This window comes from Pseudomonas sp. 43(2021), assembly GCF_017490805.1.
GTDB lineage: Bacteria > Pseudomonadota > Gammaproteobacteria > Pseudomonadales > Pseudomonadaceae > Aquipseudomonas.
This window is the reverse complement of sequence record NZ_JAFGYJ010000025.1, coordinates 1-13354: the sequence shown is the minus strand read 5'-3', so window position 1 is coordinate 13354 and position 13354 is coordinate 1. Positions and strand designations below refer to the sequence as shown.

General features: G+C 66.1%; 17 protein-coding genes. 15 read left to right on the top strand and 2 right to left on the bottom strand.

The features are described from left to right. The 10 genes from gspD (at position 1) to J5M71_RS20280 (ending at position 8531) form a co-directional block, all read left to right on the top strand. On the top strand, positions 1 to 1764 hold the full coding sequence (gene gspD, locus J5M71_RS20325; RefSeq protein WP_207835738.1) for a type II secretion system secretin GspD: 1764 nt from the start codon (positions 1 to 3) through the stop codon (positions 1762 to 1764). Then, entirely contained in the window at positions 1764 to 3212 is a 1449-nt protein-coding gene (locus J5M71_RS20320; protein WP_207836083.1) for an ATPase, T2SS/T4P/T4SS family, read from the top strand. Before gspD ends, J5M71_RS20320 begins: the two co-directional genes overlap by 1 nt. Before the next feature lie 3 nt (positions 3213 to 3215). Further along, complete coding sequence (gspF, locus tag J5M71_RS20315; protein WP_063911441.1) at positions 3216 to 4418, top strand: type II secretion system inner membrane protein GspF; 1203 nt, start codon at positions 3216 to 3218, stop codon at positions 4416 to 4418. 17 nt (positions 4419 to 4435) lie between these two features. Then, on the top strand, positions 4436 to 4870 hold the full coding sequence (gene gspG / locus J5M71_RS20310; protein ID WP_063911442.1) for a type II secretion system major pseudopilin GspG: 435 nt from the start codon (positions 4436 to 4438) through the stop codon (positions 4868 to 4870). A 3-nt stretch (positions 4871 to 4873) separates the two neighbouring features. Then, positions 4874 to 5311, top strand: a complete 438-nt coding sequence (gspH, locus tag J5M71_RS20305; protein ID WP_207835719.1) for a type II secretion system minor pseudopilin GspH — start codon at positions 4874 to 4876, stop codon at positions 5309 to 5311. Next, a complete protein-coding gene (locus J5M71_RS20300) occupies positions 5308 to 5676 on the top strand; it encodes a type II secretion system protein GspI (RefSeq protein WP_207835703.1) in 369 nt (122 codons plus the stop codon). The genes gspH and J5M71_RS20300 overlap by 4 nt, the downstream gene beginning before the upstream one ends. Positions 5677 to 5822: 146 nt before the next feature. Then, positions 5823 to 6419, top strand: coding sequence for a prepilin-type N-terminal cleavage/methylation domain-containing protein (locus J5M71_RS20295; RefSeq protein WP_267933469.1), 597 nt, complete (start codon positions 5823 to 5825; stop codon positions 6417 to 6419). Then, positions 6416 to 7492, top strand: coding sequence for a type II secretion system protein GspL (gene gspL / locus J5M71_RS20290; RefSeq protein WP_207835696.1), 1077 nt, complete (start codon positions 6416 to 6418; stop codon positions 7490 to 7492). Before J5M71_RS20295 ends, gspL begins: the two co-directional genes overlap by 4 nt. Continuing rightward, a complete protein-coding gene (gene gspM, locus J5M71_RS20285; protein WP_207835693.1) occupies positions 7489 to 7875 on the top strand; it encodes a type II secretion system protein GspM in 387 nt (128 codons plus the stop codon). Before gspL ends, gspM begins: the two co-directional genes overlap by 4 nt. Continuing rightward, on the top strand, positions 7872 to 8531 hold the full coding sequence (locus tag J5M71_RS20280) for a general secretion pathway protein GspN (RefSeq protein WP_207835682.1): 660 nt from the start codon (positions 7872 to 7874) through the stop codon (positions 8529 to 8531). Before gspM ends, J5M71_RS20280 begins: the two co-directional genes overlap by 4 nt. Before the next feature lie 101 nt (positions 8532 to 8632). On the opposite strand, the gene J5M71_RS20275 is transcribed toward J5M71_RS20280, so the two are convergent. Continuing rightward, the gene (locus J5M71_RS20275) at positions 8633 to 9187 is read right to left on the bottom strand and encodes a L,D-transpeptidase family protein (RefSeq protein ID WP_207835680.1); all 555 of its coding nucleotides are present in this window, start codon (positions 9185 to 9187) and stop codon (positions 8633 to 8635) included. A gap of 22 nt (positions 9188 to 9209) precedes the next feature. Then, complete coding sequence (locus J5M71_RS20270; RefSeq protein ID WP_063911448.1) at positions 9210 to 9761, bottom strand: NUDIX hydrolase; 552 nt, start codon at positions 9759 to 9761, stop codon at positions 9210 to 9212. A gap of 124 nt (positions 9762 to 9885) precedes the next feature. Here J5M71_RS20270 and J5M71_RS20265 point away from each other — a divergent pair, with 124 nt between their 5' ends. The 5 genes from J5M71_RS20265 to purT all read left to right on the top strand — a co-directional run bounded on the left by J5M71_RS20265 (position 9886) and on the right by purT (position 13170). After that, a complete protein-coding gene (locus tag J5M71_RS20265; protein WP_020191180.1) occupies positions 9886 to 10485 on the top strand; it encodes a CoA pyrophosphatase in 600 nt (199 codons plus the stop codon). A 44-nt stretch (positions 10486 to 10529) separates the two neighbouring features. Beyond that, a complete protein-coding gene (locus tag J5M71_RS20260; protein ID WP_112250926.1) occupies positions 10530 to 11054 on the top strand; it encodes a gamma carbonic anhydrase family protein in 525 nt (174 codons plus the stop codon). Beyond that, the gene (locus J5M71_RS20255; RefSeq protein WP_207835678.1) at positions 11047 to 11241 is read left to right on the top strand and encodes a DUF1289 domain-containing protein; all 195 of its coding nucleotides are present in this window, start codon (positions 11047 to 11049) and stop codon (positions 11239 to 11241) included. Before J5M71_RS20260 ends, J5M71_RS20255 begins: the two co-directional genes overlap by 8 nt. Positions 11242 to 11444: 203 nt before the next feature. After that, on the top strand, positions 11445 to 11912 hold the full coding sequence (locus J5M71_RS20250) for a VUT family protein (protein WP_010952556.1): 468 nt from the start codon (positions 11445 to 11447) through the stop codon (positions 11910 to 11912). Between the two features lie 76 nt (positions 11913 to 11988). Next, a complete protein-coding gene (gene purT / locus J5M71_RS20245) occupies positions 11989 to 13170 on the top strand; it encodes a formate-dependent phosphoribosylglycinamide formyltransferase (RefSeq protein ID WP_063911450.1) in 1182 nt (393 codons plus the stop codon). Positions 13171 to 13354: the final 184 nt, after the last annotated feature.

Genomic DNA, 13354 nt, shown 5'->3' with positions numbered 1-13354 from the left:
ATGCTTGTTAGATATTGCGTGGCGACCGTGCTGAGCCTGACCCTGTCCATGGCCTGTGCCGAAGAGCCGGTGTTCGATGACAACGGCACGCCCCTGTACGAGGTCAACTTCGTCGACACCGAACTGGGCGAGTTCATCGATAGCGTGTCGCGCATCACCGGGACCACCTTCATTGTCGACCCCCGAGTCAAGGGCAAGGTCACCGTGCGCACCGTCGACCTGCACGACGCCGATGCCATCTACGACATCTTCCTGGCCCAGTTGCGCGCCCAGGGCTACGCCACTGTCGACCTGCCCAACGGCAGCGTGAAGATCGTTCCCGACCAGGCCGCTCGCCTGGAACCCGTGCCGGTGGAGGCCGGAGGGCAGCAGGGGGAAGGCAGCGACAGCGTGGCTACTCGGGTATTCAATGTGCGCAACGCCGCCAGCGAGCAGGTGCTGGGCATTCTCAAGCCTCTGATCGACCCTCGGGTCGGTGTGATCACACCTTACCCGGCGGCGCACCAGTTGGTCGTTACCGACTGGCGCAGCAACCTGGAACGTATCGCCAGCTTGCTGCGCCAGCTCGACCGCCCCCAGGAGACACCCGGCAACGGCAGTACTCAGGTCATCTACCTGCGGCATGCCAATGCTGGCGAAGTGGTCAAGGTGTTGCGCGGGCTCAGCCAGGAAGGCATGGCGCCCGCTGAAGGTGCGGGCGAAGGCGAGGGCAAGTACCGGCCCGTGGTGGCTGCTGCCGGCGGCTCGGGCATCCGCCTGGAATACGAAGAAGGCACCAACGCCGTGGTCATGGTCGGCCCCGACAGCGAGCTGGCCGCCTACCGCGCCATCGTCGAGCAGCTGGACATTCGCCGTGCCCAGGTCGTGGTGGAAGCGATCATCGCCGAGGTGTCCGACAGCAGCGCCCAGGAACTGGGTGTGCAGTGGCTGTTCGCCGACGAGAAGTTCGGTGCCGGCATTGTCAATTTCGGCAGCAACGGGGTGAACATCGCCAACATCGCCGGGGCCGCCGCCAGTGGCGACAACGAGGCCCTGAGCGACCTGTTGTCCAGCACCACCGGCGCCATGGCGGGTATCGGCCATTTCGGTGGCGGTTTCAACTTCGCCATGCTGGTCAATGCGCTGAAGGGCAAGAGCGGCTTCAACCTGCTGTCCACGCCCACCCTGCTGACTCTGGACAACGCCGAGGCGTCGATCCTGGTTGGCCAGGAGGTGCCCTTCGTCACCGGTTCGGTGACGCAGAGCAACGCCAACCCGTACCAGACCATCGAGCGCAAGGAGGTCGGGGTGAAGCTGCGCATCAAGCCGCAGATCAACATCGACAACAGCGTGCGCCTGGATATTGTCCAGGAGGTGTCATCGATTGCCGAGTCAACCGCTGCCAGCGACGTGATCACCAACAAGCGCGAGATCAAGACCAAGGTCATGGTCGAGGACAACGGCCTGGTGATCCTCGGCGGCCTGATCAGCGACGAACTGAGCACCAGCGACCAGCGCGTGCCGCTGCTAGGCGATATCCCTTACCTGGGCCGGCTGTTCCGCTCCGACGCCACCAAGAACACCAAGCAGAACCTGATGGTGTTCATTCGCCCGCGCATCCTGCGTGACGGGCCGAGCCTGGCCGGGCTCAGCGAAGCCAAGTACCGCACCTTGCAGCAGACCACGCCGCTGCAATTGCCTGACCTGGCTGATGCACAAGGTGCTACGCCGCTGCTGCAAGTGTTTCCCTCCAGCCGCGCACGGCTGGAAGGCGGTACCTGGTGATGCTGCCTTATCGCCAGGCACGGCAGAGCGGGGTGGCCATGGCCCCGGCGGAGCAGGGCTGGCAGCTGTGGCTGCGGCGCGACGCCGACAGTGCCCAGTTGCAGGAGCTGTTGCGCGTGTACGGCCAGCCCAGCCTGCTCGAATACCTGGAGCCTGCGCTGTTCGACGAACGCCTTGGCCAGCTGTACCAGGCCGGTGATGCCGCCACCGAGGCGCTGATCGAAGGCATTGGTGACCATGTCGACCTGGACAGCCTGATGAGCGAAATGCCGCGCATCGAGGACCTGCTGGAAAGCGACGACGAAGCTCCGGTAATCCGCCTGATCAACGGCCTGTTCGGCCAGGCCCTGCGCCTGCGCGCCTCGGACATTCATATAGAAACCTTCGAGCAGAGCCTGGTGGTGCGCCTGCGGATCGATGGTCACCTGCGCGAAGTGTTGCGCCCACCGCGTGCACTGTCGGCCATGCTGGTGTCGCGGATCAAGGTCATGGCGCGCCTGGACATCGCCGAAAAGCGCCAGCCCCAGGATGGCCGTATCACCCTGCGTGCGGCGGGGCGTGAAGTGGATGTGCGCGTTTCGACCCTGCCCGGCATCCATGGCGAGCGGGTGGTGATGCGTGTGCTCGACAAGCAGGCCAGCCTTTTGGCGCTAGGCAACCTGGGCATGCCGGCAGCGGTGTTGCAGGGCCTGCGCAGCTGCCTGGCGCGGCCCAACGGTATCGTGCTATCCACGGGGCCGACCGGTTCGGGCAAGACCACTACCTTGTACGCCAGCCTCAACAGCCTCAACGACGGCAGCCGCAATATCCTCACCGTCGAGGACCCGGTGGAATACGCCATCGCCGGCATCGGCCAGACCGCCATCAACCCGCGTGCCGGGCTGACCTTCGCCAGTGGCCTGCGCGCCATCCTGCGCCAGGACCCGGACGTGATCATGCTCGGCGAAATCCGCGACCAGGAGACCGCGCAGATCGCCGTGCAGGCCAGCCTCACCGGCCACCTGGTGTTATCCACACTGCACACCAACAGTGCGGTGGGCGCGGTGACCCGCCTGCGTGACATGGGCGTCGAGCCGTTCCTGATCGCCTCGTGCCTGCGCGGCGTACTGGCCCAGCGCCTGGTGCGGCGCTTGTGCAGTTGCGCCGTGGCGCACCCACTGCAACCGGCGGAACGTGACCTGTGGCCCGAGCTGGCGGCACTGGGCAGCAGCTACCACGCAGTGGGCTGCGAGCAGTGCCAGGGCAGCGGTTATGTCGGGCGCCTGGGCCTGTATGAATTCATCGAACTGGACGCCGGGCTGATCGGCCTGCTGTACGACGGCGCCAGTGAACTGGCCATGCAGGACTACCTGGCCGAACGCCGGCAGAGCCTGGTGGCGATGGCCAGCGGCTGCCTGGCCCGTGGCGAGACCAGTTTTGCCGAAGTACTGCGTGTGGTGCAGGGCTGAGCCATGCCGACCTATCGCTACCAGGCCGTCGATCTCGCCGGCAAGCCCCACAAGGCCAGCTTGCAGGCCGACAGCGAACGTCATGCCCGTCAGTTGTTGCGCGAGCAGGGCCTGTTCGCTCGCCGGTTGCAGCGTCACGAAGCCGGCACCCGGCAACCCCGGCGCCAGCGCCTGAGCCGCGCCCAGCTGTGCGAACTGACTCGTCAGCTGGCCACCCTGACCGGTGCCGGCATCCCTCTGGTCGACGCCCTGGCTACCCTGGAACGGCAACTGCGCCAGCCCGCCCTGCACAGTGTGCTGGTGGCCTTGCGCGGCTCGTTGGCCGAAGGCCTGGGCCTGGCCCGCAGCCTGGCCCGTCAGGGGGCACCGTTCACCGGCCTGTATTGCGCGCTGGTCGAGGCCGGCGAGCGCTCCGGGCGCCTGGCCCAGGTGCTGACCCGCCTCGCCGACCACCTGGAGCAGGTACAACGACAACAGCACAAGGCACGTACCGCGCTGATCTACCCCACCGTTTTGATGGGGGTATCACTCGCCGTGGTAGTAGGCCTGATGACCTTCGTCGTGCCCAAGCTCACCGAACAGTTCGCCCACGCCGGGCAGAGCCTGCCGCTCATTACATCGCTGCTGATCGGTCTGAGCCAAGGGCTGGTGCAGGCCGGGCCCTGGCTGTTGGCGCTGGCCCTGCTGCTCGGAGTGCTCGGCGGCTGGTTGTTGCGCAAGCCGTACTGGTGCCTGCGCCGCGACCAGTTGCTGCTACGCCTGCCACACATTGGCAGCCTGCTGCAGGTGCTGGAAAGCGCGCGCCTGGCACGCAGCCTGGCGATTCTCAGCGGCAGCGGTGTGGCCCTGCTCGAAGCCCTGCAAGTGGCCACTGAAACTGTCGGCAACCGGCGTATCCGTCTGGCCATGGAGCAGGTGCGCCAGCAGGTGCAGGGCGGCACCAGCCTGCACCGCGCGCTGGATGCCAGCCAGCAATTCCCGCCGCTGCTGGTGAACATGGTCGGCAGCGGTGAGGCCAGCGGCACCCTGGCCGACATGCTCGAGCGCGTGGCCGACGACCAGGAGCGCGGCTTTGCCCGCCAGGTCGATACCGCCATGGCGCTGTTCGAACCCCTGATGATCCTGGTGATGGGCGCCGTGGTGCTGTTCATCGTGCTGGCGGTGCTGCTGCCGATCATGCAACTCAACCAGGGCCTGCAACTGTGACGACAAGGAGTACTGCCATGCAGCATCGACGTAACCGCCAGCGCGGTTTCACCCTCATGGAAATCATGGTGGTGATCTTCATCATCGGCTTGCTGATCGCCGTGGTTGCGCCCAGCGTGCTGGGCAACCAGGACAAGGCCATGAAGCAGAAGGTGATGGCCGACCTGGCCACCCTGGAGCAGGCGCTGGACATGTATCGCCTGGACAACCTGCGTTTCCCCAGCAGCGAACAGGGCCTGGCCGCGCTGGTGAAAAAGCCGGCCCAGGAACCGCTGCCACGGGCCTGGCGCAGTGACGGCTACGTGCGCCGCCTGCCGGAAGACCCGTGGGGCACCCCATACCAGTACCGCATGCCCGGCGAACATGGCCGGGTCGACGTGTACTCGCTGGGCGCCGATGGCCAGCCGGGCGGCGAAGGCCAGGATGCCGACCTGGGTAACTGGGAGCTGTAACGGGTGCGTTGTCAGCGGGGCTTCAGCCTGATCGAGTTGCTGGTGGTGCTGGCCATCGCCGGGCTGATGACCGGGCTGGCGGTGGCTGGGTTCGGCAACAGCCAGGCCAGTGTCGATCAGGCCCTGCAACGGCTGGCGACCGAGACCCGGGCACAGGCCGCGCTGGCTCGGCATGCCGGGCAACTGCGCGGGCTGCGCTGGAATGGCCAGCGCCCGGAGTTCGTCCGGCGCGAGGGCAATGGCTGGGTGGTCGAAGCCGTCGCCCTCGGCGACTGGCCCAAGGGCCTGCACCCGGACTGGCCGGCCAGCCCGCAGCCGCGCCTGCTGTTCACCCCGCATGGCTGGGCGCAACCGGGCAATGTGCGCTGGCGCTGGGCCGATGGCAGCCAGCAATGGGCCTGGAGCCGCGCTGGCCGCTTGCAGGTGGTGGTTGCCCCATGAAGCAGCATCAGCGTGGCTTCACCCTGCTGGAAGTGACCGTGGCCCTGGCGATCGCCGCAGTGCTGGCGGTGATCACCAGCCAGGTTCTGCGCCAGCGCCTGGCGGTGCAGGACAACCTGCAACAGCACCGCCTTGGCCTGCTGTGTGCGCGCGAACTGCAAACCCGCTTTGCCGTCGAGCAGTACTGGCCAGCTGCAAACCAGGTTGGCGGTGAACTGAGCCAGGGTGGCCAGCGCTGCCACTGGCAACTGCAACTGCGCCGCACCGGCGTACGCGACCTGCGCCGTGGCGAACTGCTGCTGTTCGCCGACCGCGACCAGCGCCTGCCGCTGGGCCAGTACACCGTATTCCTGGAGCGGCCATGAGTTACAGAAATCCTGAAGCTTGTGCGGTCCCTGTGGGGGCGGGTTTACCCGCGAAGCAGGCACCGCGGTGTGTGGCACCGGCTTCGCCGGTGTTCGCGGGTGAACCCGCTCCCACAGGGACGGCGTATACCCGTCAGCCCGGTATCCTGCCCACGAAGCGCCGCCAGGCCGGCCTGACCCTGATCGAGCTGATGGTTGCCCTGGCCCTTACCGCCGTGCTCGGCATCATGCTCGCCGCCCTGGTCAACGGCTGGCTCAAGGTCCGCGAACGCCTGCAGGTCACCACCCGGGAAACCTCGGTGCTGGACTTCTGCCTGGCCCTGGAGCGTCGCTTCGACAGCCCGGTGATGCGCCGTGTCTACGACCAGCGCCTGCCCCTGGCCAGCCGCTGGCTGGACTGGCAACCGGCAAGCAACCAGTTGCTCTGGGTCGCCACCACCGGCCTGCCGGAAGCCGAAGGCGGCTCGCGCCTGCAACGCCAGCGCCTGCGCTTCGAGGCACGCGAGCAGCGCCTGCTGCTGGAAAGTTCGGCCGACCTTTACGCCGCCGCCGCCCCAGGTTGGGTCCAGCGCGAACGGCTCGATCGGGTCAGTGCCATGAATGTTCTTTATTACCAGGGCGGCCGCTGGCTGGCCTGGCCTTCCGACCAACCTGCGCACCCCGGCCGTGGCGTGCGTCTGGAGCTGCAGCGTGACGGAGCACCCTATGTCTGCACCTTCGCCCTCCCGTGGGGGCGCTCATGAAGTTTGAATGGCGGCGGCGCAGCCCGGCCCAGACATGGCTGTTGCTGCGACCGGGCGTTGTCTGGCACTGGGCGCTGGTCGAGGGCGACCTTGTGCAACGCCAAGGCCAGGGCGAGCCCCCGGCGAACCTGCCGGCCCGTGTGGCGTTGGTCCTGCCTGCCCAGGCCTGCAGCCATTTCCGCGTGCCGGCACCGCCCGGCCTCAAACGTGAAGAATGGCCGCTGTTGCTCGAAGACCGCCTGCTGCAGGCCATCGATGAGGTGACATGCGCCTGCCTGGCTCGCGAGCCTGGCCATCTGCGGTTACTGGTGGTGGCCCGTCAGCAACTGGACGACTGGCGCGGGCAGTGTGCCGAATGGGGCTTGCAGGTGGCGCGCTGCTGGGCGGAGCTGCAGCTGCTGCCGCCCCCTGAGGCGGGCTATGCCTGGCAATGGCAGCGCACACCCGGCATGTCCTTGTACAAAGGGCTGGCCGAAGACGGGCAGGAGCACTGGCTGGCCTGGCCGGAGGGACTGGGCGAGGTGCCACGGCAACCGTGGGCGGCGCTGCAAAAGGTCTCGCTGAGCGGCGACTGGCCAAGTACGTTGGTACCGCTCGATACATTGCCCGGCCTGTTCGAGCGTACCCGCAAGGTGCGCCCGCTGCCGGCGGTTTCCCGGCCGCAGCAACGGCTGCTCGCTGCCTGCCTGGTACTGGCTGCCATCTGGGGCGGGCTGTGGTTGAGCACGCAGTGGGGCCAGGCGCAACGCTGGCGCAGTCAGGTCATCGCCGTGACCGGTGAGCAGGCCAGCCCGCGGCACGCCGCGCAGGCCCTCAAGCGCCTGCGCGAAACCGAACTGCAGCAGCAACTGCGCACGCGCCAGCTCGACGACCTGCAGGCGACGTTGCAGGCTTGGTTGCGTGAGCACCCCGGCTGGCGCCTGCAAGCGGTGCGCTTCGATGGCCAGCGCTGGCACCTGCGGCTGGAGGGCGAGGGCAGTGCGCCGCCATGGAGCGACATGGCTACAGCTGCCGGGGCCTCCGTCCAGGTGCAAGATGGCCAAGTGGTGTTCGACCTGGGAGCGGCCTCATGAACCGGGACTGGCTACAGCGTCATCGTCTGAAGTTCGCCTGGGCACTGATTGCTTTGTTGCTGGCCTTCCTTGCCCTGCGCGCAGGCCTTGCGCAATGGCGCGAGCTCAGCCAGTGGCGCGGGCTGGCCGAACAGGCCGCCAGCCTGCAGCGCCGCCCGGGGTTGAACCTGGAGCGGCTACGCCAGTCGGCTCAGGCGCGGCAGATCGAACTGGCCGAGGTCGATGCGCACGACAAAACCTGGCAACTGCATGGGCAGGTGGCCGACGAGCGCGTGCTGCAAGGCTGGTTGCAAAGCCTGCGTGCAGAAGGTGCCCAGCTACTGCAATGGGGGCTGGAGCAGGATGCCAAGGGCCTGCGCTTCAACCTGGTGGTGCAGCCATGAGCCGCAAGGGCATGGCGTGGGTTGTGCTGGTATTCGTGCTGTCGGTAGTGGTTGAGCTTCCGGCCAATTGGGTGGTGCGTGCGTTCGGCCTGCCAATGCGTGACGCCAGTGGCAGCCTGTGGCAAGGCCAGGCCCGACAGTTGGGCCCGGTCGGGCCTTTGCACTGGACGGTGCAGCCTTGGCGCTTGCAGGCGAATGCGCAGTTGGGCTTTCAGGGCCAGGCCTGGCAGTTGCGTGCCGAGGGCTGGCCTTGGCGCTGGCGGCTCGACGCCTCTGCGGTGGGCGCCCAGGCGACCGTTCCGACGGATTATCGCCTGGCGGGTCAGTGGCAGGGGGCATTGCGAATTCAGGGGGCAGGGCGCCAATGCCTTACCAGTGAAGGCCGCATAACGGTAACCGACCTTGCCCTGAGCGAGCCCTGGTCGCTCGGCCTGGGGCAGGGCTGGCTGGAGATGGACTGCCAGCGCGGCTGGCGCCTGCGCGGGCAGTTGGTGCAGCAGGGGCAGCATCAACTGGCTGTGGATGCCGACCTGCCAGGGCGCCGGGCGCAGGTAGTGTTCGAGTTGCAGCCGGAGGCGGCGCTGACACCCTTGCTACGTGGGGCGCAGTGGCTTGGGCCACAGGCATTGGCAGGGCAGCGAGACTTGCGCTGGTAAGGGGAAATGCGTGGAGATTGCATGGAGGCTGGGAGGTGATCGGCTTGAGTCTTGAGTGGCGGCGCTCGATCGTGCAGGCGCCGGAAATGCTCCGACAAACCTCAAGGCCGAATCTCGATCAACGTCCCATCCCGCACCAGGTCCCACACTTCCTGCATGTCGCGGTTACGCATGGCAATGCAGCCATCGGTCCAGTCCAGGGTATGGAAGTACCACTCCGGGTACTCGTCGTTGATCGGTGTGCCATGAATCATGATCATGCTGCCGGCACTCACCCCTTCACGGGTGGCACGGGCGGCATCGGTGATGTTCGGGTAATTGATGTGTATGGCCAGGTTGAAGCGGTCGCTCTGCTTGCGCCAGTCCAGCCAGTACAGGCCCTCGGGGGTTTTCTTGTCGCCCTCGCGTTCCTTGGCGCCCTTGGGCTGCTTGCCCAGGGAGATGCGGTAGGTTTTCAGCGGCTCGCCACGGCTGATCAACTGCAGGCGGCGCTCGGACTTGATCACCAGCACCTTGTCGATCAGCGGCTGCATGGCCTGCTGCGAAGGCGAGGGTGCTTGCACTGCCGGCTGGGGCTTGCGGAGGATGGTCTCGGTGAAGGCCGCCTGGGACACCGAGGTAACGCAAAGGCAGAAAAGGGCAAACAACCAGCGCATGTAACGGTATCCCTGAAGGCTTCTAGGTAGTGGTCGAGACGTTCATCGGCGGCAGGTATTCATGGCCTATGGGGTAATGCTGCCCGATGCGGTCGCGATAGTAGCATTCTAGTGTGCGAGTGACGGTGCGGAAAGCCAGCTCGCCCCACGGAATCTCATGTTCTTCGAACAGCCGCACTTCCAGGCTTTCGACACCGACCGCGAAATCAAGGTCTGCCAGCTCGGCGCGGAAGAACACGTGCACCTGGTTGATGTGTGGCAGGTCGAACAGCTGGTACAGGCTCATGCTGCCGACCCGGGCGCAGGCTTCCTCGACGGTTTCGCGACGGGCGGCCTGGTCGAGGGTTTCGCCGTTTTCCATGAAACCGGCAGGCAGGGTCCAGAAACCGCGGCGTGGCTCGATGGCGCGCCGGCACAGCAGCACCTGGCTGCGCCAGGTCGGCAACACGCCGGCGACGATGTTGGGGTTCTGGTAGTGGATGGTCTGGCAAGACTCGCAGACATACCGCAGGCGGCTGTCGCCCTCGGGGATCCGCTGAGTGACCGGCTGGCCGCACGCGCTGCAGAATTTCATGTGTCGTTCCTTTTGCTCTGGGCTATCTTGGCGCGCCGGCCGGGCCGCCGCAAGCGCACAGGGCTTGGGTGCTTCGCGCCTTTGGTGCATCATGCAAGACAGGCCTTGGATACGAGCGTGCGCAATGCTGGACGAGCTACTTCGCCGAATGAGCAACCACCAACCCGCATCACTGGAAACCGACCGACGGTTCCCCGAAGCGGCGGTTCTTTTGCCCATTACCCGCAGCGAAGCGCCCGAACTGGTCCTGACCCTGCGCGCCAAAGGCCTGTCCACCCATGGCGGCGAAGTGGCCTTTCCCGGCGGCCGCCGCGACCCGGAAGACCCCGACCTGGTGTTCACCGCGCTACGTGAAGCTGAAGAGGAAATCGGCTTGCCGCCCGGCCTGGTGGAAGTGATCGGCCCGCTCAGCCCGCTGATTTCGCTGCATGGCCTGAAAGTGACGCCATTCGTCGGGCTTATCCCCGATTTTGTCGAATACCGCGCCAATGATGCCGAGATCGCGGCAGTATTCACCGTGCCGCTGGAGTTCTTCCGCCAGGACCCGCGCGACCATACCCACCGTATCGATTACCAGGGGCGCAGTTGGTATGTGCCCAGCTATCGCTATGGTGAATACAAGATCTGGGGGTTGTCGGCGATCATGATCGTCGAACTGGTCAACCTGCTGTTCGATGCCGGCATCAGCCTGCACCAGCCCCCTGAGCGTCACATCGAAAACTGAGCGGGGCCAACCCCGTCGTCTGCGTTGCAGCCTGAGGAGCAAGCATGAAATACCGCCTGGGCGACCTGCGGGTCGAGAGCCACCCCACCAGTTGGGCCGCACCCAACGCCACGCTGATCGGCAAGGTGCGCCTGCAGGCCAATGCCAGCGTGTGGTTTGGCGCGGTGCTGCGCGGGGACAACGAGCTGATCGACATTGGCGAGGGCAGCAACGTGCAGGATGGCACGGTGATGCACACCGACATGGGGTCGCCGCTGACCTTGGGCAAGGGCGTGACCGTTGGCCACAACGCCATGCTGCATGGCTGCACGGTGGGCGACTACAGCCTGGTCGGTATCAACGCGGTGATCCTCAATGGCGCGCGCATCGGCAAGCACTGCATCATCGGCGCCAATGCGTTGATTGCAGAAGGCAAGGAGATTCCCGACGGTTCACTGGTGATGGGCTCGCCGGGCAAGGTGGTGCGTGAGCTGACCGAACAGCAAAAGCGCATGCTCGAAGCCAGTGCTGCGCATTACGTGCACAATGCCCAGCGTTATGCACGGGAGTTGGTGGTTGACGATGAGTGATGTCGTAGAGCGGCCGGTGGCCTCGCCGTGCGTGAGCATCTGTGCACTGGACGAGCAGGATATCTGCACCGGTTGCCAGCGTAGCGTGGCGGAAATCAGCCGCTGGGGGCGGATGGACAACGACGAGCGCCGCGCGGTGCTCAGGCGTTGCCATGAAAGGGCAGTGGAGGCCGGCCTCATCCTGTAGGCTGACGCGCCCCCCCCTGTGGGAGCGGGTTCACCCGCGAACACCGGCGCAGCCGGTGCCATCCACCGTGTTGGATTCTTCGCGGGTGAACCCGCTCCCACAGGCATTGCGCAGCCTTCGCAGCTGATGTTGTACCGATGGCGCGGGTTTACCCACGAACAAGCCAGCGGTAATCTGTGCGGCTTGCCCACAGACTACCCGCCATGTTCTATCTGATTGCCTACATCAGCAGCGTAGTGCTGATCAACTACGCTTTCTCCAGCGCGCCGCACCTGGACATCATCTGGTCCGCATGGGGCGGCCTGGTGTTCATCCTGCGCGACATGGTGCAGACCCGTTTCGGCCATGGTGCACTGGTCGCCATGCTGGTGGCGCTGGTGCTGTCCTATGTCACCTCGGAACCGGCCATCGCCCTGGCCAGTGCCACCGCGTTCTTCATTTCCGAACTGATCGACTGGTTGGTGTTCAGCATTACCCGCCGACCGCTGCGCGACCGCCTGTGGCTGAGCTCGGCACTGAGCATCCCGGTCGACACCTTCATCTTCTTCGGCATGATCGGTGCCCTGACCCCAGCCGTGATCGGCACCGCCATGGCCTCGAAATTCGCCGGTGTCACCGCCGTGTGGCTGGCCATGGCTTTTCGCGCCCGGCGGGCCGCCGTGGCGGGTTGATGGTGTAGAATAGCGGTCCTTTTTCAGCGGGCGGCGCCAAGCCTGGTGCGGCCCCGGACGCCTTCGAGGACCTGAAATGACCCGTATCGGAACCCCCTTGTCGCCCACCGCGACCCGTGTACTGCTCTGCGGCTGTGGCGAGCTGGGCAAGGAAGTGGTGATCGAGCTGCAGCGCCTGGGCGTCGAAGTGATCGCCGTCGACCGCTACGCCAATGCCCCGGCAATGCAGGTGGCGCACCGCAGCCACGTGGTCAACATGCTCGATGGCGTGGCGCTGCGCGCCGTGATCGAGGCCGAAAAACCGCACTACATCGTCCCTGAAATCGAAGCCATCGCCACCGCCACCCTGGTCGAGCTGGAAAACGAAGGTTTCAACGTGGTGCCGACCGCCCGCGCCACCCAGCTGACCATGAACCGCGAAGGCATCCGCCGCCTGGCCGCCGAAGAGCTGGACCTGCCAACCTCGCCATACCACTTCGCCGACACCTACGAAGACTACGCCAAGGCCGTGGCCGATGTCGGCTACCCGTGCGTGGTCAAACCGGTGATGAGCTCGTCGGGCAAGGGCCAGAGCCTGCTGCGCAGCGATGCCGACCTGCAGAAGTCGTGGGACTACGCCCAGGAAGGCGGCCGCGCCGGCAAGGGCCGGGTCATCGTCGAGGGCTTCATCGATTTCGAATACGAAATCACCCTGCTGACCGTGCGCCACGTCGGCGGTACCACCTTCCTCGAGCCAGTCGGCCACCGCCAGGAGAAGGGTGACTACCAGGAGTCGTGGCAGCCGCAGGCCATGAGCCCGAAGGCACTGGCCGAGTCGCAGCGGGTGGCCAAGGCGGTCACCGATGCCCTGGGCGGTCGTGGCCTGTTTGGCGTGGAACTGTTCGTGAAGGGCGATCAGGTGTGGTTCAGCGAAGTCTCGCCACGCCCGCATGACACCGGCCTGGTGACCCTGATTTCCCAGGACCTGTCGCAGTTTGCCCTGCATGCCCGTGCCATTCTTGGCCTGCCGATTCCGGCCGTGCGCCAGTTCGGCCCGTCGGCGTCGGCGGTGATCTTGCCTGAGGGGCAGTCGCAGCAGACCAGCTTTGCCAACCTGGGCGCTGCCTTGAGCGAGCCGGATACCGCCATTCGCCTGTTCGGCAAGCCGGAAATCAACGGTACCCGCCGCATGGGCGTGTGCCTGGCGCGTGACGAGTCGGTCGAATTGGCGCGGGCCAAGGCGACCCGTGCTGCGCAGGCGGTCAAGGTCGAGTTCTGATCCGATCGGGGCTGCGTTGCAGCCCTTCGCGGGCACGCCCGCTCCCACAGGTTTCGGCGCTACCCCTGTGGGAGCGGGCGTGCCCGCGAAGGGCCGCAACGCGGCCCCAATTACTTACAGCTGCGTATTGCGGGTCTCTTTCAGGCACAGTACGGCAATCAAGCTGATCACCGCCGCCGCCGAT

Bases quoted from the DNA above. Each gene is read 5' to 3' on its own strand.
- gspD (WP_207835738.1), top strand. From the start codon at position 1: ATGCTTGTTAGATATTGCGTGGCGACCGTGCTGAGCCTGACCCTGTCC.
- J5M71_RS20320 (WP_207836083.1), top strand. From the start codon at position 1,764: ATGCTGCCTTATCGCCAGGCACGGCAGAGCGGGGTGGCCATGGCCCCG.
- gspF (WP_063911441.1), top strand. From the start codon at position 3,216: ATGCCGACCTATCGCTACCAGGCCGTCGATCTCGCCGGCAAGCCCCAC.
- gspG (WP_063911442.1), top strand. From the start codon at position 4,436: ATGCAGCATCGACGTAACCGCCAGCGCGGTTTCACCCTCATGGAAATC.
- J5M71_RS20300 (WP_207835703.1), top strand. From the start codon at position 5,308: ATGAAGCAGCATCAGCGTGGCTTCACCCTGCTGGAAGTGACCGTGGCC.
- gspL (WP_207835696.1), top strand. From the start codon at position 6,416: ATGAAGTTTGAATGGCGGCGGCGCAGCCCGGCCCAGACATGGCTGTTG.
- gspM (WP_207835693.1), top strand. From the start codon at position 7,489: ATGAACCGGGACTGGCTACAGCGTCATCGTCTGAAGTTCGCCTGGGCA.
- J5M71_RS20280 (WP_207835682.1), top strand. From the start codon at position 7,872: ATGAGCCGCAAGGGCATGGCGTGGGTTGTGCTGGTATTCGTGCTGTCG.
- J5M71_RS20275 (WP_207835680.1), bottom strand. From the start codon at position 9,187: ATGCGCTGGTTGTTTGCCCTTTTCTGCCTTTGCGTTACCTCGGTGTCC.
- J5M71_RS20270 (WP_063911448.1), bottom strand. From the start codon at position 9,761: ATGAAATTCTGCAGCGCGTGCGGCCAGCCGGTCACTCAGCGGATCCCC.
- J5M71_RS20265 (WP_020191180.1), top strand. From the start codon at position 9,886: ATGCTGGACGAGCTACTTCGCCGAATGAGCAACCACCAACCCGCATCA.
- J5M71_RS20260 (WP_112250926.1), top strand. From the start codon at position 10,530: ATGAAATACCGCCTGGGCGACCTGCGGGTCGAGAGCCACCCCACCAGT.
- J5M71_RS20255 (WP_207835678.1), top strand. From the start codon at position 11,047: ATGAGTGATGTCGTAGAGCGGCCGGTGGCCTCGCCGTGCGTGAGCATC.
- J5M71_RS20250 (WP_010952556.1), top strand. From the start codon at position 11,445: ATGTTCTATCTGATTGCCTACATCAGCAGCGTAGTGCTGATCAACTAC.
- purT (WP_063911450.1), top strand. From the start codon at position 11,989: ATGACCCGTATCGGAACCCCCTTGTCGCCCACCGCGACCCGTGTACTG.